The sequence below is a fragment of the Bradyrhizobium sp. 187 genome, from assembly GCF_023101005.1.
GTDB lineage: Bacteria > Pseudomonadota > Alphaproteobacteria > Rhizobiales > Xanthobacteraceae > Bradyrhizobium > Bradyrhizobium canariense_D.
Genome location: NZ_CP064693.1, coordinates 6,311,734 through 6,335,737, shown reverse-complemented (window position 1 = coordinate 6,335,737; position 24,004 = coordinate 6,311,734). Strand labels below are relative to the sequence as shown.

The following is a 24,004-nucleotide window of genomic DNA, read 5'->3' as shown; positions in this document are numbered from 1 at the left end:
GGTGCGCCTACCTGCAGCTTGGGGGCGTGGTCAATGATGCAGCTAAGATCTTGAAAGGGAAGCGAATGATGCGGATAGTGATGCACGTCGCGGTCGTCGCTGCTATCGCCGGAGGTCCGATCGCATCGGCAAAGGCGCAGGGGGCTTCGGCGCCGCAAACCAGTAGCGCGACGGCCACGCCGGAGAATGCCGTCCTGTTGACCGTATTCTTGCGACACGACCAGTCGCGGCCGCTCTCTGAGTTGAACGCTCAGCTCGCTAAGCAGGGGTTCTACAAGGCGTTTCCGCCGCCGGGAGTCGAGGTGGTCAGTTGGAGCGTCGTCATGGGCATTGGTCAGATCATCACGTTGCGATTCCCGGCGAGTCGTATCCGAGAAGTGAACAGGGTGCTCGAGGACACTGCATGGGGTCCGTACAGGACGGAGTTCTATCCGACCTATGACTACAAGTCGGTAGGAATGAGCGAGCACGAGAAGGCGCAGTAGGACGGCCCGGCGACGTTGCTCGAGTTTGAACCTATCGCTCGTCGTCATCATCGGGACGACATGACGTGAGAGACCGCGGCGAATGCCTCGCGTCCCACTCGCTCGCCGCTCGAAAAGATCGGACTAGGCGAACCTGTCTTGACTCGGTTGGCTCGCTCGAACCGAAGGAACCATCAGGAAGTGCTCTCCACGCCCATCTATTCGCGAGCGACCTGGACGCGACGATCCGATGGAGTACGTAGAGGCCTTGGGAGCCAAAGTCTGTTATTCGGCGTGGGGGCCGAACGTCGATCGGCGTCCAAAGTGATTGATTGATCTAGCGAGTGAAGGGTCAATGCTGGGCGCCGTTTCACAATTTGGGGATCAATGATGCTTCAGCTCGAGGGGCTCCTCGGCCCGTCAGAAATACTTCGGTTCATCGAGGAAAAGCTTGGAGTTGGTGTATGGCTTTGCGATGCGGCTGGCCGGGCACAATGGTCGCGCGGTCTTTATGAGTTGCTGGGATTAGATCCGCATGAAGTAACTCCATCATACGAGGAATTAATTCGGAGAATTCATCCCGATGATCTTCGTCAGAGGCACGATCTCGGTGGGCGTGTGCTCGATCAATCGCTGCTTGAAGGAGAATTTCGTATCATTCGGCCGAACCGGGCACAGCGCTGGGTCTACAATCAGGCCGAAACGTTACTGGACGCCGCCGGCGAGCCCGCCTGTGTTCTCGGTGTGACACTCGACATCACCGAACAGCGCAAGGCGATGCGGCCGCTCAAGCTTGACGCCGAACGCTACTCCGCGCTGACGCAGGTCGCGGGCGGATTGCCGTGGATTGGCAGCTTCGACGGCCGCATCGTCGCGTTACTCAACGAGGAGCGGGTACCTAGTGCTCATGCATTCCTTGGCAGAGGCTGGGTGGATCTGCTGCATGAAGAGGAGCGCGACGCGGCTCTGAAAAACTGGGCCGCATCGGCCGAGACAGGGCGGCCTTACCGCGTTGAGCAGCGGTTGCGGCAGACCGACGGTACGTATCGTTGGTTCAGGTGCATGGCGGTGCCAGTAGCCAATCCCGACGGCGGAATTCGAGAGTGGCTGGGCAATTTCATTGACGTGCACAACGAGAAGCTCATCAGCGACCAGGCGTCTGCATCGAAGCTCACCGGTGCACAAATACGCGCGGCGCGGGGCATGCTGAATTGGTCGGTCAAAGATTTGGCCGGGCGAACCGGAGTCTCTGCCGCCGTCATCCGCCGGCTCGAGGAGTATAACGACACTCCGCCCATGTCCGACGAATTGATGAATAGCCTTCGGAATACATTCTCGGATGCGGGGATCGAATTCTTGCTTTCGCCGAACGGCAAGCCAGGTGTCCGACCGCGATAAGGGCTCTTAATCTTTGATCATCGGTTCCCGGGTCGACTCAGTTCTAGTGATGTTTGTCGATCGATATGAGAAAAATTTGCGATCGTCTTGCTAGTTTTGATTTTTATGCAGCGCGGAAGCGCAGTTTTTTACGTTGAGGAGACGATTTAGATTATTTTTTCCTTAACGCAGTCATAAATGTTTTCTCCGACATTGCTTCCACTCGCAAAGCGAGAACGATTCGGACGCGGGCACCGACAGAAGATCTTGCCTTACGAGATGGTGGTAAAATGGCATGCCGCAGCCCGATGCACGTATTCGCCAGCGGCCGAGAAAAGAGATTGCAATGCCCTCCAAAAATTCCATCCGAGCCAGGATTACGAGCAGCGCTCTGCGCGCATGCGGGTCGAGACGATCGAGGACAAGCAAGCTGTGCTGGGGCCTGAGCGAAGTGAAACGGGCTATGTAGCCGGGTTTCGGTGTCTTTAACGCCAGCGGTTTGCAACTGCCTGGCCGAGCAGAGGGGGTGGTATCTATGTCGTTTTTCAATCTTCGAATTCGTGGCCGGCTATATGGCGGCTTTGGCGCGCTGGTTTTGTTCGCCGTGGCGCTGGCGGGTTTCGCAGTGTGGCAGCTATGGGCGATTCAAGCCCAGGTCGACACGATGACCATGCAATCCAGAAATGCGCTCCGCGCCGGCGAGATCGGGTCCGAGCTGCAGGCATTCCGACGCTCCGTGCTGCGTTACATCTTCGACCAGGATGAAACTGCCTTTGCGGAGACCGAGAAGCGGTTAGCAAGGACAGCGGATCTTCTCCAGGAGGCCGGCAACACAGCAAAGTTAGAGGAGCGACGCGCGATGTACCGGGCCGCCAGCAACGCGGTTGCGGAACTGAAGACGAAGCGGGCTGCTCTTGGCGATGCCATCAAGCAGATGCTGACGGGCCGTGAGCTTCTGTTCGCAGAGGGTGAGAAAATGAGGGCGGATCTCGAGAAATTGTTGGAGGCCGCGGAAAAGACGCCGTTCGCTCAGGGTGCGGACACGTTGGAGTCCAGGATCCTTCAAGTCCGCGTCGCGAACTGGCGGATGCTGGCCACGCGCGACCAAAAAGGCATTTCGGCCTTCAAGGCCTGCGTCGAGAAGGCCCGGCACCAGATCGCTGAGCTTGAAAAGGCCGACCTGCCGCCGAATCTTGCGGCGATGTTGGGAACCGTCAAGGCTGGCATCGGCGGATACTCCGATGCGTTTGAGAAGACATCGACCAATCTCTTGCTTGGAGACGAACTCTACTACAAGTTCATCGTTCCCACGGTCATGAAGACAACTGGCGATATGGATTTCGCGAAGGCCGATATCGGCGAACGTTTTACGAAGGAATCTCGCGAGACTGAAGGCCGGATCTCCGGCAGCGTGACGATGCAGGAAATTGTCACCGGTTTCGCCGCGCTGGTTGGCGTGCTGATCGCGTTCTTCATTGGGCGCAGCATCATTGGCCCGCTTTCGGGTCTCACCTCCAGCATGCTGACGCTGGCCAACGGCAAGTTCGACGTGGTTGTCCCCGGGATCGGCCGCAAGGACGAAGTCGGCGAGATGGCCCGCACGGTCGAGATATTCAAGAAAAACGGGCTCGAAGTCGAGCGCCTTAAGGCGGAGCAGCAGGAAGCCGAGTTCCGTACGGCTCTGCAGCGCAAGGCCGACATGCACAGGCTTGCCGACGACTTCGAGAATGCGGTCGGCGACATCGTCAACAACGTCTCCTCGGCCTCGACGCAGCTCGAAGCCTCCGCCGGTACGTTGACCACCACCGCCAAGCGTTCGCAGGAAGTATCCACCCGGGTGGCGGCCGCGTCCGAAGAGGCCTCTGCCAATGTGCAGTCGGTGGCCTCCGCGACCGAGGAGCTGTCGTCCTCGGTCAATGAGATCAGCCGCCAGGTGCAGGAGTCGGCGCGAATAGCGAGCGACGCCGTTGGCCAGGCGCGCTCCACGACCGATCGCGTCAGCGCGCTATCGAAGGCCGCAACCCGCATCGGCGATGTCATCGAGCTGATCAACAGCATCGCCGGCCAGACTAACCTCTTGGCGCTCAATGCCACCATAGAGGCGGCGCGGGCGGGAGAAGCCGGTCGCGGCTTTGCGGTGGTCGCCTCCGAAGTGAAGGCGCTTGCCGAGCAGACCGCGAAGGCGACCGGCGAGATCGGCCAGCAGATCAACGGCATCCAGGCTGCGACCCAGGACTCCGTGAACGCGATCAAGGAAATCTCCAGCACGATCGAGCGGCTGTCGGAAATCTCCTCGACCATTGCGGCGGCGGTGGAAGAGCAGGGCGCGGCGACGCAGGAAATTTCCCGCAACGTCCAGCAGGCGGCGCAGGGTACCGAACAGGTGTCGTCCAACATCACCGACGTCGAGCGCGGAACCGCCGAGACCGGATCGGCCTCCTCCCAAGTCCTGTCGGCCGCCAAGATGCTCGCCGGCGACAGCAAGCGTCTCAAGACCGAGGTTAGCAAGTTCCTGACCTCGGTTCGCACGGCCTAGTAATGGCCCGGCTCCAAGCGAGCCGGGTCACCACGCCGGAATGGGAATGCCGAGGAGGCGCCAGATGTCGTCCGTTGTTGAATTGAGGCCGGCACGCCGGCACTGAATGCCTTGCAAGCGGGGATAAAGGGAAAGCTAAAGATCATCCGCAACGCAAATGAGTCTTGCATAAGCTTGCTCTGGACGCTTCATGGCCACCTTCAGAACTGCCGCAAGGTATTGCGACTTCTCCCGCCATCGGAGCCGCTCCGTCAGCTAGAGGCCGAAATTGTCGACACAGAGGCCGTGCTGAAGGCCATGATGGGCGACAGCCGGGTGCTTCCTGAAGGCGAATCTGATGCCAAGCTCTTGGGTGTGAAGCAATGACGGAGAAGGAGAAAATATTTTCAATCGCCGAGAAACCGGCTTCGAGAGAAGCACTGAGATCCGCACTGACGAAGGGTGGGTACGAGTTATTGGCTTTGCCAATCACGTTGCGCTCCTGGGGGCAATGCGCAGTGAGGTGCCGAATTGCATCATCGTGGACGTCCTTGACGTTAGGAGCGAAAATCTGATGATCTTGAAATGGCTGCGCGAGAATGGCCTGTCCGTGCCAACGGTCGTGATATCAGAAACGATCGAAATAGCCGCTGCCGTCAGCCGCGATAAGAGACGGTGCCGCCGATTTCTTGACTCGCCCTCTTGAAGACAATGATCTACTTCGCAGCATTGAAAATGCGAAGTCTTGTCGCTCTTATCCTCACGATCCCCGCCAGAGTTCGCACATTCACAATTTTCCCGGGCGCGAACGCATGACGGCTCGCGAGCTGGAAATACTCAAAGATCTGGTGAACGGCGCAACCGCAAAGGTCTCTGGCGTGCATCTTGGAATAAGCCATCGGACCGTCGAAGATCATCGCCGAAACATCATGCGGAAGCTATCGGCCCACTGCGTGGCGAACATAATGCGTGTTGTACTTTCGAATGCAGATCGCATGACCACTGAGTTGGTTGCGCGGAGATAGTCTCGCGCGCTTGTTGAGCGCGCGTCGCTCTTGCAGGAGCGGTCCCCATCGGCGGAGGCGCCGCCGTCACGCGCGACGACCCGATGTCGATGCAACGATCTGCTCCTGAAGAACCGGTCAAAGCTAAGCCCGATAACCTCGGTAACAATGGCGCGGCAAATAAAAGGCGCAGTAAGTGACAGGTAGAGTTTAGTAGAGCGATCACCGACACGATCCACACGGGCGGCGGAGAGGACCTTGCGATGAGAACTCATGGGGCACCACCCAGATCGGAAAACCGGGCCTGCGTCTTCTGGATTCCGCAGGCCGTACGGTTGTTGTTGATCGGAACAAACGCGTCGGAGAGTAGGAATGTCTGAGCATCGCGACGGCTACACACCTCGGCTTGAACGCAAAAGCCTACTGGAGATGGCTCTACAGCTGCCGTGAGTCATCGCTTGCTGCGGACGAGAAATAGCCCAGTGTTGTCTCCTCCCCAACATTGGACAACTAACCTCCCTGTTTGGGAGGTTTTTTTTTGACAGCGTCAATTGTTTGAAGGGGCCCGCGTCCGCATGTTGCCAGTCGCCGCGAACGTGTCGCCCATGACCATCCGTGAGAAGGCGGACTTCTGAACCGCCACACCAATTTAGGTGACAGCAGCGGGCGGCGATGATCTCATTCTCCCGCGCTGTACGACTTCACCGCCGCAGTGATGTTCCTGTCGCCGAGGCCGATGAGCCTGTCGAAGAGGCCACGCGCCGCGGCCGACACGGGAATATCCGCCGCGAGATGGGAGGCGCTCTCAGCGGCATATCGAAGATCCTTGGCCATCAGGGCGGCGGTGAAGCGGGGCGCGTCATCGCCAGCGACCATCAGCCGACCCATGCCCGCCGCTGCGGGGCTTGCGGCGGGGAGCGACGCGATTATGTCCATCGCGGTCTGCGGGGCGATCCCGGATCGCTCAGCGAAACCGAGCAACTCCGCCAGACCCGCGATCTGAGCAGCCAGCAGCATGTTCGCAACCAGCTTCATGGCGGTCCCGTTTCCGATCGGGCCGACTGGGTGGATCGCGCCGGCATAGGCTTCGAGCAGCGGGGCGGCCGACGTCAGTACCGCCGGATCGCCTCCGGCGAAGACGATGAGAGTGCCAGATTCGGCCTGTGGCAGGGTGCCGACGACTGGCGCTTCAAGAAAGCGTATGCCACGGGCCGCCACGGTTTCGGCAAGTTGCCTGATCCAAGGGGGCGACACCGTGCTGATCTCGATGGCGACCGCGTCCTCCGCGAGGCCAAAGAGCGCGCCAGTCTCGCCGGTCGTCCATACGGCTTGCGAAGCGACATCGTCCGTCACCATTGACAGCACGAAAGAGGCTCCTTGGACGGCGGGGCGTGGGCGCGGATTTGGCTCCCAGCCTTGTGACGGTCTCGAGTGGGGCTGACGAGCGATTCCAAACCGTGATGTCGTAGCCCGCCGAGATCAGGCGCGCGACAATGCGCGACCCCATTGCGCCGAGGCCCAGGAATGCAATCTTGCTCATCATCAATCCTTTCGAGTTTTATGGAGGGCACCGCAAGCACTTAGCTTGGCAAAGTGACTCCCGAGATTTCAGCGCAGATCGCGACGAGGCGATCCTGCAAGGCCGGATCGTGAGCCTGTGGGTTCGCAGCCTTGCGCTTTAGGTGATAGAAATACGCGCCGCTCACATGCGCCTCGGGCTCGTCTCCGGCTGCCAGCCAGGCTTGGGTTAGATGCGCCTGCTCGATATCGTCGGGCGCGCCGGCGCCACCCATTTTGGTTGGGACCCAGCCGGGTTCGAGAGCATTGGACAACTTATTCGGCCAACTGCGCGCGATCGCAAAAGCCAACATCGCGTCGTGGAGCTTGCTCTCGGCATAGGCGGTCGAGCCGTTCCAACGGCGCTTCTTCCAGAGGAGGTCGTCCAGATTGGCGTCCGCATGATGATGCATGCCGGAGCTCAGATAGATGAGGCGTTTTGGCCGATCGATCAGCGCGGTCAGCAAGTAGGTCGACAGCGTGTTGATCGCGAAAACATGGGGGAGCCCGTTAGCAGTCGTGCGATGCGGCTCGCGGTAGCCGACGGCCGCATTGTGGATCACCGCGTCGAACTGGCCGAGCGCATTGGCCTGCGCGGCGACCACCTTCGCGCCCGCGATTGTCTCAAGGTCTCCGACTACTATTGCTTCCGCTCCAGGGAGCGCTCTCCGGGCGTCTTCGGCGCGCTCGGCGTTCCGAGCATGGAGGACAACGTCGTGGCCCTGGCTCGAGAGGAACTCCGCCACCATCAGGCCAAGGCCGGAGGAAGAGCCCGAAATGAAGATGCGTGACATGATGTTTCCCTTGGATCTGTCCGGCGGATCATTCCCGCACGACCGGCGTCAGATCGAGCCTACGCACGCCTGCACCAGGCCGGTTCCCTTTTGCACGCGCAGGAGTACCTATTCCCATGGTCGGAGGATAGAATTTAGTGGCTCGTTTGATGCCGAAATAGTGGCTGCAAACGAACCGAAACTGCGTCCGCTTATGGCGATACGATGCGGATCTACCTCGTCACGACGCACGAGCCAGTCCATGCAGGCCGATCCAGCCGCCTCCCAAGACGTCCATGTGATGCGTTCAAGGGCATCATGCACTCGACCGCCCGAGGACAAAGCTTGACGCCTTATTCTTGATGTTACATTTAAAAAAATGAGGAAAATGTTAGATCATAAACATGCGATGTGGTTTTAGGGTAGGTATCGTCGGTGCCGGCCAGGTGGGTCGGGCTGGGCGATCGTTTTTGCCAAAGCAGGGTGCGAGGTCCGGGTCTTCGAGGCATCACCCAACCAGCGTGAGGTTTTGCCGGCCGAGTTGGCCAGCTCGCTCGAATCCATGGAGAAGTACGGACTAATCGATTCCGGCAAAGAGCTGCTCGAGCGAATTAGCATTGTCGATAGCCTCCCCGAAGCGGTCGAAACGGCTGATTACGTTCAGGAGTCGGTATTCGAGCAGCTTGCTTTGAAAACGACCATATCGGGGGGCCATTGCATCTTCGTTGAGACCTGATTGCTTGGTAGGAAGCTCGACTGTCGTTCGGCCTGCAATATTTGCAAGCCGATCGACACCCAGAGGCGGCGTTTCGGGAGCCAGAGGCTGCCGGAATCCCATTTTCGGACGCGTCCGAGACATCCGCGCTGATGTCAGATGCTCAATGAATGCTCCGCCTCTTCTCAAATGCTTGGAATCAATCCACCGTCGACTCTTATGACCGAGCCGGTGACATACGATGCCCGTTCGCTTGCCAGAAATGTCACCACGTCGGCGTATTCATTCGGGTTGCCGTAGCGTTTCAAGGGAATTGAAGCGGTACTTTCGGCGACGACCTCGCTCGCGGCGCGTCGTTCCCATTCAGCCTTGTGTTTGTCCAGCGCGGTAATACGCGACGTGGCAATTCGCCCAGGGCAGATGACATTGACGGTAATGCCGTCGGCGCCCACCTCTCGAGCGAGCGTCTTTGACCAGCCAACCAGTGTCAGTCGGAGCGAGTTCGATATCGCGAGGTTCGGTATCGGAGAGATAACTCCGGAGGAGGCGGAGGTAATGATGCGGCCCCATTGTCGGCGCTTCATCGACGGCAATATTCTGTCGGTTATAGCGATGACCGACAGGACCATGGACTGGAAATGACTTGCCCACATATCTGGGGGTTGTCCAGAAGCTGGCGTCGGCGGAGGTCCACCGGTGTTGTTCACGACAATATCGACCGCACCGAATCGCTGCTCAATCGTGGAAATCTGCGAATCAATCGCACCGAGATTTTCCAGATTCCAGGAAAGAGCAATGGCGTTGCCGCCATCCGCAACGATGGAACCGACGGTTTTGTTCGCCGCGTCCGCGTTAACGTCAGCGACCGCAACCTTCGCTCCCTCCGCCGCGAGAGTCGTGGCGATTGCAGAGCCCAGGCCACCACCCGCTCCGAGAACCAAAGCCGTCTTCTCTTTCAGCCCGAAATCCATGATCGTTCTCTGTCGTTATGATCGATATCAAGATGCCTTGCGCGAGAACTCGGCGCGCTTGTCGGTTCGTGCCAGACGACTCAGCAGGTAGTCGATCTCGGTCCGTGACTCCGCGGAAAGCAGGGCTCGCGGAGTGCGTTGCGTGTCCGATGCGATGATGCCCCGCTTCATCAGGACATACTTCCTCACAGCCAGCCCTATACCTTGCTGCTGTTCGTAGCGAAGAAGAGGCAAATGAGCGTCGAACAGATCATGGGCGGCGTCGCGCGATCTTGCTTTCGATAGCCGAATGATGTCGACGAGTAGCTCCGGAAAGGCGTAGCCGGTCATGGCGCCGTCCGCTCCGCGCTCCATCTCAAAATCAAGAAACAGGCCGCCATTGCCGGTTAGAATCGATAATGAATGAAGCGAGCCCTCTTTCTGGAACCTGCGCAATGTGGATATCTTGTCGAGACCGGGCCAATCTTCATGTTTAAGCATCACGCATGATGGGTTCTCCGTCACGATACGCCGGATGACAGACGGCGTCATGACGACCGATAGTGTCAGCGGATAATCCTGAAGAACCCATGGAATGTCGTCGCCAATCGCTTCGACAGCCTGCCCGAAATAGCTTGCGATCTGATCGTCGGTTCTCAGTGCGGGTGGTGGCGCGATCATCACGCCGGCTGCGCCCGCATCCATGGCCTTCAAGGCCAGGCTTCGCATCAAGGCGAAGCCTGGTGCTGAAACACCAACGACAACAGAGAGTTTCCCCGCCCGTCGTATTACCCTTTGGGCAATATCGAAGGCCTCATGATCGTCGAGCTTCTGAGCTTCACCCATAATTCCGAGAACCGTGATGCCACTGCTTCCGACGCTGCCGTAGAAGTCGGTCATCCTGTCGATAGACGTTACGTCCGCGCTTCCATCTGCATGAAATGGCGTCGGCGCGATCGGAAAAGTGCCATGTGCGAATGACGTAAGGGGCATTGCTTTCTGTTTTCGCTCTGCTTGAGAATTCAATTCTAATGCCATCTTACGGCTAGTTGCCCTGTTTTAGTGCGGGCTTCAGGCGCACTGAGTCGGGAACCGGGAGTGGCGGGTTGCTACTCTCAAGAAACTCAACAGTTGCAAACAGGAGGTCCGTGTCGCCGATATTCTCGACGCTGTGGGTGAACGACTCGCCAGGGCCAAACCGAAAGTGCTTTGTTTCTCCGACAAAGTGAGCGACGTCTTCGATCCGTCCGTCGTCATAGTATCCCCGAGCGCGGCCGCATGTCAGCGCAGTCCAAAAATAGTCGATTTGATGTCGATGAAATCCGCACCGCTTTCCGGGAGGCAGGCGGAGATGCCAAACACGAAGCTTGTCCGTCTCTGATACGAGTACGGTTCCGACGACTCCACTGAGGTTTGTGGCGTCGAATTCTTCCTGGAGTTCAATCGGCCAGTTTCTGCGGGGATTGTTTGTGTCGACTTGTGCTGTTTTGGTCATACGTGCATCCTCGGGCTGTTTGTTGTCCTAGCCGCTTCGACCTTCTCTGATTGAGAGCCGGCTGGCACGACGACAACCTTGATCGCGCCATCGATGCGCTCGCGGGCATATCGAATCGCTGTGGGTAGTTCCGCGAGCGGGAAAGTGTGGGTGTGAATTTTCGTGGCGTCGAAGCGCTTGTCCGCCATCAGCGCCAATGCCCTGCGGGTTGCGCTACGCCCTTCGCCGCGAATTCCGAAGACGTAGATGTTGTTCTTCACGAGATGAGCGATGTCGGCATTGGCAAGCGTGTGTGGAAACGCTGCCAGGCATATTTTTCCGCCACGGCTCGTCATCCGGATCGCTTCGTTAATGGTGTCTTCGGTTCCTGCGCATTCAACGACGTAGTCGACCCCAATTCCGTTTGTCAGCTTACGAACAGCTTCGACTGCGCTATTCTGACGGACATCGATCGTGATGTCCGCGCCGAGCTCCCTGCCGATCGCAAGGCGGCTCTCGCGTGTCCCGGTCAGGATTACTGGCGACGCGCCGAGCGCCTTGGCGACTGCTACAGCCAACAGCCCGATGGCGCCGGGGCCCGTCACGGCGACACTCTCTCCAGCGACAAGCCCGCCAAGCTCGGTTAAACCATACATGGACGTCCCCGCGGTGACCGCAAGGGTGGCTTCGGCGTCGCCCATGCCGTCGGGAAGGGGATGGAGTGTGTTGATATGATTCACCGCATATTCGGCGAAGCCGCCGTCGGTCGTGAAGCCGTTGGCGCGATGACCTTTGTCGGGTCTTCCGTAGTTGAGGCATGACGTATACATGCCCTGCCGGCAACGTTTGCACTGACCGCATCCCGCGTGAATCTCAACGGTCACGCGCTGGCCCAATGAGAATTCATCGACGCTTGGCCCGAGCGCAACGACCGTTCCCATATACTCGTGCCCCGGTGTAAAGTTCTTGTTGAACGGCAAGCCGCCGAGGATGCTCGCGGGCGAGCCGTGCTCGATGATTTCGAGGTCCGTGGCGCAAATCGCGACGGCGTCGATCCTGATCAGTGCTTCAGCACGTCCGGGCACCGGCACCGGCTTTTCAATCGCGATCAACTGCCCCGGATCCCCTAGCACCCAGGCGCGCATCGTTTTGGGAACCGCATATTGCGGCGAAGTCGTTATGCCGGGAGCTTTGTCCATCATGTTGAGTCCTGGTTGTTCGGAAAGGTCAGGTGTGTTCAGTCCAGAGCGGCGCGTGCTCGCGCGATGTGGGAAGCGCATTTCTCAGCAATCATCAACGTCGGGAGATTGGTGTTTGCACGCGGGATTTCGGGCATTATCGATGCGTCGATGACGCGTAGGCCTTCCACGCCGAATACCCTGGTTTCGCTGTCGACGACTCTGCCGATCGCGCACGTGCCGGTGGGATGAAATTGAGGAAGCGCAGACGCAAGGACAATGTCGGAGAAGTCACGCTCGTTGTCATGTCTACCCAGCATTCGGCGTTGCCCCAGTATGGCGCGCAAAAGGGGTGTGGTTGGGCGACGAAGCGCGGCCGCGCCGGCCACCGCAACGGTGGCCGCGGCGGCTTTCAGTCCTGATGCATTCATCAATCGCATCGGCAGATTGGCTGGTAGTATGAACGCATCAAAGGAGGCCCCTCTCGCGACCGAGTCCAACATCAAGGACTCTGCGATGCGTGCTCCGGATACGAGACGGACGCGATCTCGATCGTCGCTGAGCAAGTTGAAGTTTACGTCGGGTGCTCCGCCTGGATTGCGCTTGCTCAGTTGAACGGTCCCGGACGAGAAAGGCGCATAGAGTGCGGTCGACAGCAAACCCACTCGGTTTCCCATGTTGCGCCAACCGATACGCGCTATCACTCCAATGAAAATGTCGGACGCCGGCGCACCGACTAATCCGGATGAAGCGCGGATGCCGGACAAGCAATATTGTCGGACGTCCGATGATTGACGGTATGAGCCCGATAGAAGTGCACCCATATGACAGAACAGGTGGTTCTTTAGATGGCGGCCGACGTCCGGAAGATGTTGCTGAACTTCGATCCCGCAGTTTTGTAGCAATCCGCCGTCGCCAATGCCGGATCGTTGCAGTAGGACAGGTGATCCAATGGAGCCGGCGCTGACGATGATTTGCCGCGCGGTAATCAATCGGATGTCGGAATTTACCCGTACAGTCACACCGATCGCGCGCTGCCCTCGGAACTGGATAGAGAGAGCTTCGGTGCGGGCTAAGATACGCAAATTCCGTCGGGCACGAATGGTCGCCGTCAGGTAAGCGCTCGCGGCGGAGATCCTTGAAACCCCATTGTTGGCCAGGGGAAGCGGATATACCCCGTCTCCGTGTTCAATGTTTGCGTCATTTTTCAATGCCAACCCGAGGGCAGCTGCGCCATCGGCGATCGCACGATTGAACCCGGGCCATTGATCGTAGGGCAGGGTCTGTAGCGGATAGGGTCCCTGCTCGAGCTTCTGAAAAAATGGGAGGACGTCGTTGTAGGTCCAGCCCCGGGCTCCATGCGCGGACCACCGATCGAAGTCGCCCTTGAGGCCCCGCAACGACACCATCCCCATCACAGACGATCCGCCGCCCATGAGACGGGCTTGATGGTAGGATTTTGGAGCGGAGCCAGCGGTTGATACCGCCTTCAGCTCCTCCCAGAAGTAGTCTGCATTCGCGTAGGCGCGGGGGAACGCGTCTGCCACGTCGTCGAAATCGTCGCTGGGAAAAATGTCTGGCCCTGCTTCGACCAGAACAACAGACCTCGACGCATCTTCGCTGAGTCGGCTGGCCAGAACACAGCCCGCGGTTCCTCCTCCTACGATCAGGATGTCGGCAATGCCGTCGGAGTGATCCATGGCGAGCTCAGGCACTGACTTGGGAAAATGATGCCGCTCTTGTGGCGATATCTCTCGGATAACAGCTTGGCTCCTGCTCCACCCAATGTCAACCAAATGCACTGTATTGGGCGAAATAAATTGACGCAATAAAGGTGTGAACTGCAAAAATATCCAAAATATCCCGCCAAATCCCCTTTTTTCTGACAAAAGATTGCAATCCAACCAATGTGAACCAATTGTGAAGCTGATCCAGTATTGGTTGTTGACTTGATACGATGCCGCGTTTAGCTTCCCCGTCGGGCAAGGCGAACATTGCCGGCGAAATTTGGCGTTCATCTCAAAAACATGATGCGCGACGGTGCAGGGAGCAGGCAAATGGTAGAGCTAACGCTGCTGCGGAAAAATTCCGGATTGCCTGTTGCAGGGGCGGATAGCAGGCCTGTCATCAGCGCCAAAGGCCTTTCGTTCGCCTACCCCGGTGGGCTTCGTGCGATCGGCGATCTGTCGTTCGACATAGCCCCCGGCCAGATCGTGTCGATCGTTGGTCCAAGCGGCTGTGGCAAGTCGACCCTGCTGCGTCTGATTTCAAGTTTGAGGCAGCCAAGCGGAGGAAAGATCGAGCGTAACTTTGTTGGCCGCGATCGTCACAGTTGCAGCATGGTCTTCCAGGAAGACACATTGCTTCCTTGGCTGACGGTGGCCGACAACGTGGGCTTGTTTTATCGCTTCAGAGGCAGGGTTCGCAAAGAGGATCGCGATCATATCGCGGACTTGCTGAAGATGGTGAACCTGGAGAAGTTTGCCGGTTATTTTCCTTATCAGCTCTCAGGCGGCATGCGCCGCCGCGCCGCCATGCTGACGGCGATCGCTCCTCAGCCGGAGCTGCTGTTGCTCGACGAGCCATTTTCGGCTCTGGATGAGCCAACGCGCATCTCGGTGCACCGGGATCTTTACATGCTCCTGCGTCGCCTGAAGATCAGCGCGGTTTTGGTCACGCACGATCTGGCTGAGGCGATTTCACTGTCGGACCGAATATTGGTTCTGTCCCGCCCGCCGGCCCATGTTGTCGAGGAAATTCCGGTACGCTTTGGAATCGAGCGAAACATGCTCGATCTTCGCGACAGTCCGGAGTTTCTCCGACTATACGGCCATCTATGGCAAGCTCTCAAGGAGCAGCTGATATGACACTTGTGTCCAAGGAAATTGTATCTGCGGCATCGGGCCGGCAGGATATTGGATTGGCGGAGATGCCGGCTCCGGCTGCGACAAGAAAATCGGCCGGCATCTCTTGGCCAGTCCAATGCCTACTAATTCAAATAGCACTCTCTGTGGTGTTCCTGCTTGGCTGGCAGTATCTGCCCACGATCAAGCTGCTGTCGCAGAACATAAAGGTTTTCGACTCGTTTTTCATTAGTTCGCCGACGGCTGTTGCCAGGGACATCGTCGGGTTGATGACGGGAGAAAACGACAACCGCATCACGCTCTGGCCGTTCCTGTGGACGACGGTTGTGGCAACAGTTCTCGGAACCTCGATTGGGCTGATTTTGGGTGCTCTGGCCGGCTTGCTGGTGAGCAACAGCGAGAAGCTCGGCGATGTCACGCGGCCATTCCTTGTCATTGCCAATTCCATTCCGCGGGTCGCGATTATTCCGATCTTTGTCGTTCTGGCGGGGCCGACCTTGGCGGCATCGGTAATCAGTATCGTCGCGGTCGTATTTTTTGTGGCGTTCTTCAATGCCCTGGAGGGAGGTCGCAGTATCCAACCCGCGATTCTCGAGAATGCGAAATTGCTCGGTGCAGGTGACTACCAGATCATGCGTTCGATACGGCTACCGATGGTCTTGACCTGGACGTTTGCAGCGATTCCAAATGCGATCAGTTTCGGGTTGATCGTTGCCGTGACGACTGAGCTTCTTGCAGGAATCCCGGGAATGGGCGCCTTGCTGTTGTCGGCTACCGCGAATATTCAGGCCGGTCTGACCTTCGCAATCATCGTCATTCTCAGCGTCGTCGGGCTCTGTCTTTACTGGGGGACAACCGCGATCCGCAATCGCGTCATTCATTGGCGATGACGCGAGTGTGCTTCGATTCAAAGTTTGAGGAGGGGAAAAGAATGTCAACAATCGCGCGAAGGTCTTTTATCTTTTCGCTCGCCGCCTTGCTGGGGCTGGCGGATCCAAACGCAGCGAGGCTCGCCAGGGCGGAAGCCCCTCAAGGCAAACCACTTGAGCTCAATGTGGTCGTGGCTTCCAGCGCCATGACCTATCCGGCGCTGTGGCTGGCTCTCGCAGACAATATGTTCGAAAAGAACAATCTCCACGTTAACGTCACTTACAATGCGCTCACGACCGGGGCGGCGATGCTGGTATCGGGAAAGGCCGATATCTTCGTGACCAACGCTTTAGCCGGCCTCCGTATTGCGAAGGAAGGAAGGCAGGTCAGTTATCTCTGGAACTTCAGCTATATTGATGCGACCGCGTGGGGCTTCGTTACAAGGAGCGGAATCAAATCAATGAGCGAGCTTGCTGCGATGGGCAGCAATTGCAGGATCGTAAGTCTTCCGCCGGGTTCGGCACATTACGCCTACCTGCAAGGCATTTTGAGGAGCTACAAGCTGTCCTGCAGCGTCGGGACCGTTGCGATGATGCCTCTACTCACATCAGGGGTGTCGTCGAGCCAGTTCGACGCAGCGCCGGTTACGCCTATGGACGGATACACGATGGTTGAGAATGGCAAGGCAAACATGCTTGTCGATCCCCAGAAAATTACCCCCGAAGAGATGCACGCGATCTACCCGTACGCGCACTCCCTGACAGCCGCCTTCGGCATCAAGGACGATCTGCCCAAGAAGCGCGGGGCTGTAATTCTGTTCTTGAAGACATTGCGGCAAGCCAACAAGGCTCTCCTTGAACTGGAGGACCAGCAGATCGTTTCCAAGTTCAGAAAGTTGACGGATGTATTCGGTACGACGACGCCTGCTTCCCTCGAGGTGCAGTGGAAGCTTGAAAAGCACCTCGTTCCGACGGGTGATCAGGCGGGCGAGCTTCGGTCCGCGGATTGGAAGGATCTGCTCGATGCGGCCAGCACGGTCTGGAATCTCGCCGGCGTAAAGGCTGGAGATCCTGAACTTCAGTACAACGAGGTCGTTGATATGAGCTACTTCAAAGCTGCCGCTCCGTAGCTTTGGAAGCTCAAGAAAGCCCGTCGCACAATTTGGCTTTGTAACGCAGGACCGGGACGAATTCGGATCCGGAAGGCAAGATGTTTATTCACCAGTATACGTCCCTAACCTCTGAAACCGTTGCCGATCTAACTGAGGAAAGCCAGGACGCGCTGGCGCAGTTCTCCGTCGAGCGTCTGACTGGGTACGGGTGCGACCATGCCGATGCCGCAGAGATCCGCGCACGCGTCCGCTGTGGAGAGGCCTGGGCATCTGCTGCAACGGAGTTGGCGAACAGGTTGACCGATGCCCTTAGGGAATCGAAGGTGCCTGTCTCGGACGCAACGCGGATCGCTTTTCTTCGCCGTGCGTCGTCGCTTTTGCGCATGGGCCAAATAATCATGCTGGCGGATAGCGACACAAGACGAAGCATGATGCGCCGCGCCAGTGATCTTCATTTGGAGGCGGCCCAGCTCGACGGAAGTTATGAGAAGATCCTTATCGATGGCGACCCGCCGATGGTCGGTTGGATTTATCCAGCCCGCGCCGGTCAATCGGTGCGCGCCGATGCCGGCGTACTTGTCGTCGGCGGTATCGAGGGCTGGGCCATGGATCTCCATGCATTTGGTGTTGCGCTGTCGGAGCGCGGTATCACAGCGTTGCTTGTCGACGGTCCCGGGCAAGGCGAAACGCGGCTCGAACACCGCCACTTCATGAGGCGCGATTGGATTGAACGCTATCGGAGCGCGGTCGACGCTCTCTCGGAGCGTTGCGGCGGAGCTCGTATCGGCATCCTCGGTAATAGCATGGGCGGGTCTTTCGTTACGCTCGTCGCATCGGCGGACCAGCGAATAGCGGCTTGTTGCAACAATGGAGGGGCTGAAGATCCGTTGGGCCTCAAGCAGCGCAAGAATTTCTTCGCCAAACTGCAGGCCTTTTGTGGCGATCTGGCCGATAGCGAAGTCGATGCCATCTGGACGTCGGTTCGTCCCAATGACTCCGCCGTTACTCTGGACTGTCCTTATCTCATTATCCAGGGGGGCTCCGACCCGTTGGTTTCAGTGGAGGAGTCTCAACGCATCCTTGCCAGAGCACGTTCGCGGGACAAGTCCATCCACGTGTTTTCGGATGGAGTTCACTGTCTTTATAACCATACGGCCGACATGCGCCCGCTCGTGGCGGATTGGATGAGGTCCCGGCTGACTTAGCCGGTTTTTGCGATACCGAAGGGGCGTTGATGAATGCCAGGTCATGACCAGACGCGTTAGCTCAGCCGTGGCGGTGAGCGATTTGCAGGAGATCGCACGCCGGCGGCTGCCTCCCGTCATATATCATTTCATCAAGGCGGGCTCTTCGAGCGGCCAAACTCTTGAAGAGAATCGTGCTGCCTTCCAGGCGGTGAAATTTCGTCCTCGCGCTGCAGTTTCCACCTCATCGAGGAACCTCGGGACCACGTTGCTCTCGTCGAATCTCGCGCTACCCGTCGTTGTAGCACCATGCGGCGGCGCGACGATGGTCCATCCGGCGGGCGAGCCAGCTCTGGCGAGGGCTGCTGGCGCAATGGGAACTATCTATGTGGTGCCGCACACAAGCGGGCACGCAATGGAGGCCGTGAGGAAGGCGACACCAAGTCCGCTCTGGTACCAGATATATCCACACGGCGGCAGTGAGGTGATGGAAGCAGCATTGGACAGGGCGGGCCGATGTGATTTCCAGGCGCTAGTCATGACTGTTGATACCGCTACAGGTGCGGAGTTCGAAGATAGCGTTCGCCATGGCTTATCGTCTCTTTCGGCCGGCAGGTATTGGGAAGCCCTTCCTCATCTTCCGCAGTTTCTTTTCAAGCCATCATGGCTGTTGGCTCATATCCGAGGCGGCTACCGGCTAGAACTGCCGAATCTCGTCAAACCGGATGGGCGCATTATTTCGTTTCGCGACATGTATTCGGGAAAGATACCTCCGACACCGGGTTTTAGCTGGTCGGATGTGGCCCGATTACGTCAACGAACGAATGTCCCGCTTATCGTCAAGGGTGTTTTAACTGGCAAGGACGCATGCCTCGCTGTCGAAGCTGGCGCAGACGCGATCGTTGTTTCGAACCACGGTGGCAGAATGCTTGATGGTTCGATGGCGAGCCTAAGGGCACTTCCCGAAGTGGTTGAGGCCGTTCGAAATCGTGCCGAGGTCGTATTCGATGGCGGTATCCGGCGAGGTACCGATGTGGTCAAGGCCATATGTCTTGGAGCACGGGCGGTTCTTGTTGGTCGCGCATCGCTCTATGGGTTGGGCGCGGGAGGAGAGCTTGGCGTTCAACGTGCCCTCGCCATCCTTCGCAATGATATCGATCGGACGCTCGCCTTCCTCGGCTGCCCCTCGATCGATCAGTTGGATGCTTCCTATCTCGAAATGCCAGCCCATTGGACAAGGCGATAGCACCCATGGTGCTTTCGACGGCGCCCCTCAATCGAGTAGCTGGCTCGCCGTTTTGTCCAGATGTTTCTTCATCGCTTCGGCGGCACCCTTGCGATCGCGGCGGCTGATTGCTTTCACGATTTGATCGTGCTCGTCAAAGGAGTGATAGTTCTGCGCAGGCCCGCTGCCGGTACGATCGAGATGACCCCAGACGACCATGCGCCGCACACCATTGACCATCCGCTGAAGTTCCGTCAGCAGCGTATTGTTGGTCGCTTCTGCGATCAGGGCGTGAAAGAGCCAGTCCAGTTCTTCATACTCGTCCCAGGTTTTGCTGAACCTGATCTTGCCACACAATTCATTCATCGCTTCGATTTGGGTGGTGGTCGCATGCAACGCCGCTAAACGTGCAAGTTCAGGCTCCAGAATGAGACGGGCCCGCATCGCTTCGGGGGGGCTTACGCGAGGGGCGATCCTGTGCAGGAATGAGCTATCGGCCAAAACGTTTCGTGTGAGGAACGTCCCTTTTCCCACACGACGCCAAATCAGACCTTCGGCCTCGAGAATAGCGAGACCTTTGCGAATCTCCGCTCGATTGACCCCGAATTGTCCTGCCAATTCTCGTTCGGGAGGAAATCGTCCATCTTCAGGGAGTCTGACCTCCAAGAGCCATTCCCGCAATTGGTCGATCAGTTGAGGTTCTTGGCCATTCTCTCTGATCTTCTCGTCGGACATCGCTCCAAGCACCCTTAGCCAAATGAGACGCAATCATACAGCACTTTTTTCGCCCGCGAATACCTGGAAGGCAATTGGTCGGAAACAATTAGGCGGAGCCGCTGGACCCGACGCGCTTGTGCTCGGCGAACTCACCATCGGACTGGCAAGGGGAATCGTCGGCATCCCAAAGATCTTCCAAACGGCCTTCATTGCAGGCTCGTTTGGCTTCGGTGGGCGTCCAAGCTACGCCGAGTTTGTCAAGCGCCTGCGCACCGCGCAGGAGCCCGCTGAGGCCGCCGCGCGAGTGAGTGTCGGACTCGACCAAATTGGGCGTTCCGCTGCCAGGCTGATCGACCGTCCGCTTCGGAAACTGGCCAGAGCTCTGACCTCTTACCCATGTTTAGCATTGCTGAATCCCAAGTCCGAGAAACTACGCTAGGATTGGGCTTTCCCGCATGAGGCATTGCGTTGGAGACGGTGCCGGCCGAAGAGGATGCACCGTACCACCGCTGCCGAGCGGGCGAGGCGGCGACGCGAACGTCGCGAGCGCCGTCGCGAAGCCCCTGAACGGGCGCGGGCTTGCTCGTCTGCCTGGCGGCGGCCCCTTTCAGAAGAAGGCCGCCGGATCCAGGCCGTGGCTCATGGAGGCGACGAGGGACAGCAGCGGTCCCAAGCCGCAGAAAATCACGACGGACGTAAATTCTTCGACGCGCGCGTTCGAGCGGGCTCGGGTTAGCACCCTTGCCTCTGCGTCCATCTTTTCGGGCGATGGAATCCCAGGCAACGACGGAGCGTCGGCTCTAGCCGTCTCTGACATTTCGTGCATCGCAATTGCCAGCGTCTACTTGGTTGAAGTTCGACGCAGCTCCCAGTTTCTAACCTGCGGGACGTTATCTTCGTACGGTCGTCAGTTGCGGAGTTGCGAAGGCCCGGGGAGCGCCGTCGAGATTTGTAGTCGGATTCTTGCGAGTCGGCGTTAGCTGTCTCAATGCCTTGACCTTCGGTGGCAACACGTTGAGTCCGAAGAAACTGCGCGGCGCCATCAAGACTTGGGCCGCAAGCAGGGCGAGATCGACGCCATCTCGAGCCCCTTGCAACGGATCTGCAACACGGCACCTCTAACCCATTGATTTCCTTACCTGGGAAACGGTTTCCTAAACCGTAGGTCAATTAGTGGCGTTCTCGATAGCTAGTATCAGGCGGGTCAAAGCGGGCCGGCGCCATGGTAGCGCGGGTATTGTCTCTCAAGCTGGATCGCCGGAGAAATTGCAGAGGTAAGTGGTTCTTACGGTAACAGACCCCAATGATTTCAATGACCGCGCCCAGACTACGAATCTGAGCGGCAGGGTTTCGAATCGCAGAGCGATGCCGCGAATTTCGAAGTTCAGTACGGCTTCAGCACGGTGAGCTCGCCTGCATCCGCGCGGTTCTTTGCCGCGAGCAAGATTTCCCTCATTTGCTTGATTGCCGGCGGTTCAAGCGCCTCGATCTTCGCCGCGATTCGCGGATCGAGGATGCCCTTGCGGCCATAGCGGCCGCGGACGTCACTGGCGTGTCCGAGAATGCGGTCGCGCGTGCGTTGTGCGATCGCTTCATTGTCCAGCCAGTCCGCCATAAGATGCCGCGTGGAATACAGCGTAAGGTCGGCGCGATCGAGTTTCAGCTTCGTCTTCACGTACTGCCACGCCTTGCTGAGCGGTTGCGACCATCGGATCGTGCCATCCTTCCGCTTATAGACGTCCCATTCCGGGAAGAGCCGCTCCTCCTGCCCGTCCATCAAGTCCTGCATCCGATCGAGCAGTCCCAACTCGATGAGAAGGGGATGGATCGGAATCACACGGCCGGCGGCGTTCGTCTTCAGATTGCGCAGATCCTTGACTGCGACGCGTCCGTTGCGGGCATCGAACGGCCGTAGGTCGAAATAATAGAACTCGCCATCGGTGCGGATGTCGGCGCATTTGAGCTGGCCGACCTCGCCGGGCCTCATGCCGGTCAAGATGCAGATCAAGAAGCCCCAGTAGATGTGCGATTGCACGAAATATCCGCCCGGCTGCCAGACGTGCACGCGGTTCTTGCAGCCGGTGAAGAGCGGCAACTTCAACAGCATCAGCAATTCGTCATCGTCGAAGGCGTCGCGCGGCAGCGGGGCCAGGTTTTCGGGGTCGATGCACACGAACTTGGGACGCGGTCCGCGGTAATGCTTTTCCGCGATGGCGAAGTCGACGAACTTATAGAGCCCCGCCCAGTACCTGTTTTTGATGGTCGTGGTGGTCACGCGCTCGAGCTTCGACCAGTTGGTCGCTTCCGCGTATTTGTAGCGCTGGAACAGCGTCTCGGAGAATTTTCGCGGGATGTTGTCGCGGTTGGGGATGTCCGGCAGCGCCTCGTCGAGTTGCTTCCACTTGGCTTCGGTCAACTCGTCCATCCGGGGATCGGCTAGAAGATCGACGGCGAATTGGATGACCGGCGCTGCTTCACCACGGCCCTTGGCGGTGTGCTTGCGCTTGCGATCCAGCGGCTTGAGAAACTCCGCGAGCACGTCGGACATCCGGCAGGACTTGGTTCCGGCGGCCTCCTCGGTGCGGGTAGACACCGCAGGCTCGGGGGCGGGCGAGATCGAGCCGACGTTCGATGCTGGAAGCAGCTGAAGCCTTTGGGCGACGGCGTCCTGCACGAGGCGATCGATCATGGCGATGGGATCGAACGGTTGCGCCGTCGCCGGGGGGCCGGGCGCCGTCCAGCCCTCCTTGACCGCTTCGGCCGCCGCCTGCCGGCCGCTTTCATAGGCGCGCCGAACGTTCAGGCGAGCGATCCCGCTTTCGGCCGCCTTGTTCTGGTTGACGAAGTCGACCCAGGTGGCCGGCATACGGGGGAAACGCCGTGGGTAGGCATAGCCGCGCTCCTGCGCGCGGCTGAGATAGCGCCTGACTTCGTGCTCGAAGGCGCAGCGCTCGGCCAGGAGCCGCTCGTCCGCCGACGCCCCGCGTTCGACATAGGAGTGCAGCCGGGCGTCGAGGATGGCTCCCAACGCTTCCAGGTCGGGAGCTTCGATCAGCTCCTGTACCCATCCGAGATTGTCCACCAGCCGGCGCCTCGCCTCATTGAAGTTACCGGTCCTAAGGCTGACACGGAGGAGGGGAAGCCCAAAGAGCTGAGCGGCCTGTTTCCCCAACCGAATCTGGAGGAAATAGCGACCATCGCCGCGCCGGGCGAGGTAGGAGGGACGAGCCACTACGACAGCCTTTCCGGAGGCGGTCGGGCTGAGACATCCAGGTGAGATGTAACACCGTCAAATCCGCTACCCCAAATCGGCCAAAGTACTGAAAAATCAAAGGATTTTGCTTTGGCTTGGGTCTGGTAGCGTTTCCCTCTCCCGCTACCAAAAAATCAGGCACTTCCTGCTAACCTGCGATCCTCAGACTTTCTTGGTACCACATTAGTCCCACCAATTCGCAAGCTGGCGAGCATGAAGCTACGCGCTGCGGAGGGGAAGACGGCGGGGTACATTTAGCGGTTTAGCGCCCGGAGTCGAAGCGTGGCCGCTTCTTAGCGGGCAGAACCCTACGGCTGAGCCGTGCTGCAGCCGACGCGATCGTGCCAGAGCCGCGGAACACGGGGACAAACCTCAGCTCTGCCGATTGCGAATCCCTGCTGCGTGCTAACCGCTCGGAACGAGAAGACGGGCCAACGATTCGTCCGGGCAGGAGCAAGCTCGATGCTGATGACGAAGGAAAGACGGCCGGCGATCCGAACGCTGCGGGGCTGGGCGCTCAGCGTGCTGCAGGAGGCGGGCGCCATCCACGAATGCGAGGAGCACGGCTGGGCGAAGGACCGGGCCGACCCGCATGCACGCGAGCACGCATTGGATATAGCCAGGCAGGAGCCACCCGAGGGCTTATCTCCGGATCAGGCCGTCGGGCAAGTGCGCGAGGTTTTGCATTCGATCGGCGATACGTGCCCGGAGTGCCCGCCACGTCCCGATTAGGTCCCCCTGCGCTGTCGCGCCGCTCGAATGGCGTGCGAGCC

At 58.7% G+C, this 24,004-nt stretch carries 20 protein-coding genes and 1 pseudogene; 11 read left to right on the top strand and 10 right to left on the bottom strand.

Annotated features, from left to right (window positions below; all coding sequences use genetic code 11):
* The first annotated feature begins 65 nt into the window (after positions 1-65).
* The 4 genes from IVB19_RS30590 (at position 66) to IVB19_RS40800 (ending at position 5,381) form a co-directional block, all read left to right on the top strand.
* On the top strand, positions 66-485 hold the full coding sequence (locus tag IVB19_RS30590) for a hypothetical protein (protein ID WP_247820509.1): 420 nt from the start codon (positions 66-68) through the stop codon (positions 483-485).
* Positions 486-854: 369 nt separating this feature from the next.
* Complete coding sequence (locus IVB19_RS30585; RefSeq protein WP_247820508.1) at positions 855-1,862, top strand: PAS domain-containing protein; 1,008 nt, start codon at positions 855-857, stop codon at positions 1,860-1,862.
* Between the two features lie 514 nt (positions 1,863-2,376).
* On the top strand, positions 2,377-4,377 hold the full coding sequence (locus IVB19_RS30580; protein WP_247820507.1) for a HAMP domain-containing methyl-accepting chemotaxis protein: 2,001 nt from the start codon (positions 2,377-2,379) through the stop codon (positions 4,375-4,377).
* A 791-nt stretch (positions 4,378-5,168) separates the two neighbouring features.
* Positions 5,169-5,381, top strand: a complete 213-nt coding sequence (locus IVB19_RS40800; protein ID WP_524536710.1) for a LuxR C-terminal-related transcriptional regulator — start codon at positions 5,169-5,171, stop codon at positions 5,379-5,381.
* A 660-nt stretch (positions 5,382-6,041) separates the two neighbouring features.
* Here the strand turns inward: IVB19_RS40800 and IVB19_RS40505 are convergent.
* Both IVB19_RS40505 and IVB19_RS30565 read right to left on the bottom strand, forming a co-directional pair.
* Positions 6,042-6,890, bottom strand: a pseudogene (locus tag IVB19_RS40505) (NAD(P)-binding domain-containing protein); the annotation flags it as partial.
* 50 nt (positions 6,891-6,940) lie between these two features.
* On the bottom strand, positions 6,941-7,711 hold the full coding sequence (locus IVB19_RS30565) for an SDR family NAD(P)-dependent oxidoreductase (protein ID WP_247820506.1): 771 nt from the start codon (positions 7,709-7,711) through the stop codon (positions 6,941-6,943).
* Between the two features lie 442 nt (positions 7,712-8,153).
* Between IVB19_RS30565 and IVB19_RS40795 the strand changes: the two genes are divergently transcribed.
* Entirely contained in the window at positions 8,154-8,426 is a 273-nt protein-coding gene (locus IVB19_RS40795) for a 3-hydroxyacyl-CoA dehydrogenase NAD-binding domain-containing protein (protein ID WP_524536772.1), read from the top strand.
* 164 nt (positions 8,427-8,590) lie between these two features.
* Here IVB19_RS40795 and IVB19_RS30555 read toward each other — a convergent pair whose 3' ends face one another.
* Genes IVB19_RS30555 through IVB19_RS30535 form a run of 5 tightly spaced genes read right to left on the bottom strand, consistent with a single transcriptional unit; the run spans position 8,591 to position 13,707 of the window.
* A complete protein-coding gene (locus IVB19_RS30555) occupies positions 8,591-9,376 on the bottom strand; it encodes an SDR family oxidoreductase (protein WP_247820504.1) in 786 nt (261 codons plus the stop codon).
* A 27-nt stretch (positions 9,377-9,403) separates the two neighbouring features.
* On the bottom strand, positions 9,404-10,348 hold the full coding sequence (locus IVB19_RS30550; RefSeq protein WP_247821727.1) for a dihydrodipicolinate synthase family protein: 945 nt from the start codon (positions 10,346-10,348) through the stop codon (positions 9,404-9,406).
* A 52-nt stretch (positions 10,349-10,400) separates the two neighbouring features.
* Positions 10,401-10,850 (bottom strand): cupin domain-containing protein, encoded by a 450-nt coding sequence (locus IVB19_RS30545; RefSeq protein WP_247820503.1) that lies wholly within the window; start codon positions 10,848-10,850, stop codon positions 10,401-10,403.
* On the bottom strand, positions 10,847-12,031 hold the full coding sequence (locus IVB19_RS30540; RefSeq protein ID WP_247820502.1) for a zinc-dependent alcohol dehydrogenase: 1,185 nt from the start codon (positions 12,029-12,031) through the stop codon (positions 10,847-10,849). The genes IVB19_RS30545 and IVB19_RS30540 overlap by 4 nt, the downstream gene beginning before the upstream one ends.
* Positions 12,032-12,066: 35 nt before the next feature.
* Positions 12,067-13,707 carry a GMC family oxidoreductase gene (locus IVB19_RS30535; RefSeq protein ID WP_247820501.1) on the bottom strand — a complete coding sequence of 547 codons (1,641 nt, stop codon included), beginning with the start codon at positions 13,705-13,707 and terminating at the stop codon, positions 12,067-12,069.
* Positions 13,708-14,064: 357 nt separating this feature from the next.
* On the opposite strand from IVB19_RS30535, the gene IVB19_RS30530 reads away from it, so the two are divergent.
* From IVB19_RS30530 to IVB19_RS30510, 5 genes are all read left to right on the top strand, one after another.
* Positions 14,065-14,874, top strand: coding sequence for an ABC transporter ATP-binding protein (locus tag IVB19_RS30530; RefSeq protein WP_247820500.1), 810 nt, complete (start codon positions 14,065-14,067; stop codon positions 14,872-14,874).
* On the top strand, positions 14,871-15,761 hold the full coding sequence (locus IVB19_RS30525; RefSeq protein WP_247820499.1) for an ABC transporter permease: 891 nt from the start codon (positions 14,871-14,873) through the stop codon (positions 15,759-15,761). The genes IVB19_RS30530 and IVB19_RS30525 overlap by 4 nt, the downstream gene beginning before the upstream one ends.
* Positions 15,762-15,802: 41 nt before the next feature.
* Positions 15,803-16,870: a substrate-binding domain-containing protein gene (locus IVB19_RS30520; RefSeq protein WP_247820498.1), complete on the top strand. Its 1,068-nt coding sequence runs from the start codon at positions 15,803-15,805 to the stop codon at positions 16,868-16,870.
* Between the two features lie 80 nt (positions 16,871-16,950).
* Positions 16,951-18,057, top strand: coding sequence for an alpha/beta hydrolase family protein (locus IVB19_RS30515; protein ID WP_247820497.1), 1,107 nt, complete (start codon positions 16,951-16,953; stop codon positions 18,055-18,057).
* 43 nt (positions 18,058-18,100) lie between these two features.
* Positions 18,101-19,282 (top strand): alpha-hydroxy acid oxidase, encoded by a 1,182-nt coding sequence (locus IVB19_RS30510; RefSeq protein ID WP_247820496.1) that lies wholly within the window; start codon positions 18,101-18,103, stop codon positions 19,280-19,282.
* A 27-nt stretch (positions 19,283-19,309) separates the two neighbouring features.
* Here the strand turns inward: IVB19_RS30510 and IVB19_RS30505 are convergent, their stop codons facing one another.
* The 3 genes from IVB19_RS30505 to IVB19_RS30495 all read right to left on the bottom strand — a co-directional run bounded on the left by IVB19_RS30505 (position 19,310) and on the right by IVB19_RS30495 (position 23,060).
* Complete coding sequence (locus IVB19_RS30505; protein WP_247820495.1) at positions 19,310-19,996, bottom strand: FadR/GntR family transcriptional regulator; 687 nt, start codon at positions 19,994-19,996, stop codon at positions 19,310-19,312.
* Positions 19,997-20,084: 88 nt separating this feature from the next.
* Positions 20,085-20,303 carry a hypothetical protein gene (locus tag IVB19_RS30500; RefSeq protein ID WP_247820494.1) on the bottom strand — a complete coding sequence of 73 codons (219 nt, stop codon included), beginning with the start codon at positions 20,301-20,303 and terminating at the stop codon, positions 20,085-20,087.
* 1,059 nt (positions 20,304-21,362) lie between these two features.
* On the bottom strand, positions 21,363-23,060 hold the full coding sequence (locus tag IVB19_RS30495; protein WP_247820493.1) for a site-specific integrase: 1,698 nt from the start codon (positions 23,058-23,060) through the stop codon (positions 21,363-21,365).
* 633 nt (positions 23,061-23,693) lie between these two features.
* Between IVB19_RS30495 and IVB19_RS30490 the strand changes: the two genes are divergently transcribed.
* Positions 23,694-23,963 (top strand): hypothetical protein, encoded by a 270-nt coding sequence (locus IVB19_RS30490; RefSeq protein ID WP_018453910.1) that lies wholly within the window; start codon positions 23,694-23,696, stop codon positions 23,961-23,963.
* The last annotated feature ends 41 nt before the right edge of the window (positions 23,964-24,004 follow it).

Bases quoted from the DNA above. Each gene is read 5' to 3' on its own strand.
- IVB19_RS30540 (WP_247820502.1), bottom strand. From the start codon at position 12,031: ATGATGGACAAAGCTCCCGGCATAACGACTTCGCCGCAATATGCGGTT.
- IVB19_RS30555 (WP_247820504.1), bottom strand. From the start codon at position 9,376: ATGGATTTCGGGCTGAAAGAGAAGACGGCTTTGGTTCTCGGAGCGGGT.
- IVB19_RS40800 (WP_524536710.1), top strand. From the start codon at position 5,169: ATGACGGCTCGCGAGCTGGAAATACTCAAAGATCTGGTGAACGGCGCA.
- IVB19_RS30515 (WP_247820497.1), top strand. From the start codon at position 16,951: ATGTTTATTCACCAGTATACGTCCCTAACCTCTGAAACCGTTGCCGAT.
- IVB19_RS30590 (WP_247820509.1), top strand. From the start codon at position 66: ATGATGCGGATAGTGATGCACGTCGCGGTCGTCGCTGCTATCGCCGGA.
- IVB19_RS30535 (WP_247820501.1), bottom strand. From the start codon at position 13,707: ATGGATCACTCCGACGGCATTGCCGACATCCTGATCGTAGGAGGAGGA.
- IVB19_RS30505 (WP_247820495.1), bottom strand. From the start codon at position 19,996: ATGTCCGACGAGAAGATCAGAGAGAATGGCCAAGAACCTCAACTGATC.
- IVB19_RS30585 (WP_247820508.1), top strand. From the start codon at position 855: ATGCTTCAGCTCGAGGGGCTCCTCGGCCCGTCAGAAATACTTCGGTTC.
- IVB19_RS30525 (WP_247820499.1), top strand. From the start codon at position 14,871: ATGACACTTGTGTCCAAGGAAATTGTATCTGCGGCATCGGGCCGGCAG.
- IVB19_RS30580 (WP_247820507.1), top strand. From the start codon at position 2,377: ATGTCGTTTTTCAATCTTCGAATTCGTGGCCGGCTATATGGCGGCTTT.
- IVB19_RS30510 (WP_247820496.1), top strand. From the start codon at position 18,101: ATGACCAGACGCGTTAGCTCAGCCGTGGCGGTGAGCGATTTGCAGGAG.
- IVB19_RS30520 (WP_247820498.1), top strand. From the start codon at position 15,803: ATGTCAACAATCGCGCGAAGGTCTTTTATCTTTTCGCTCGCCGCCTTG.
- IVB19_RS30565 (WP_247820506.1), bottom strand. From the start codon at position 7,711: ATGTCACGCATCTTCATTTCGGGCTCTTCCTCCGGCCTTGGCCTGATG.
- IVB19_RS30490 (WP_018453910.1), top strand. From the start codon at position 23,694: ATGCTGATGACGAAGGAAAGACGGCCGGCGATCCGAACGCTGCGGGGC.
- IVB19_RS30545 (WP_247820503.1), bottom strand. From the start codon at position 10,850: ATGACCAAAACAGCACAAGTCGACACAAACAATCCCCGCAGAAACTGG.
- IVB19_RS30550 (WP_247821727.1), bottom strand. From the start codon at position 10,348: ATGCCCCTTACGTCATTCGCACATGGCACTTTTCCGATCGCGCCGACG.
- IVB19_RS30530 (WP_247820500.1), top strand. From the start codon at position 14,065: ATGGTAGAGCTAACGCTGCTGCGGAAAAATTCCGGATTGCCTGTTGCA.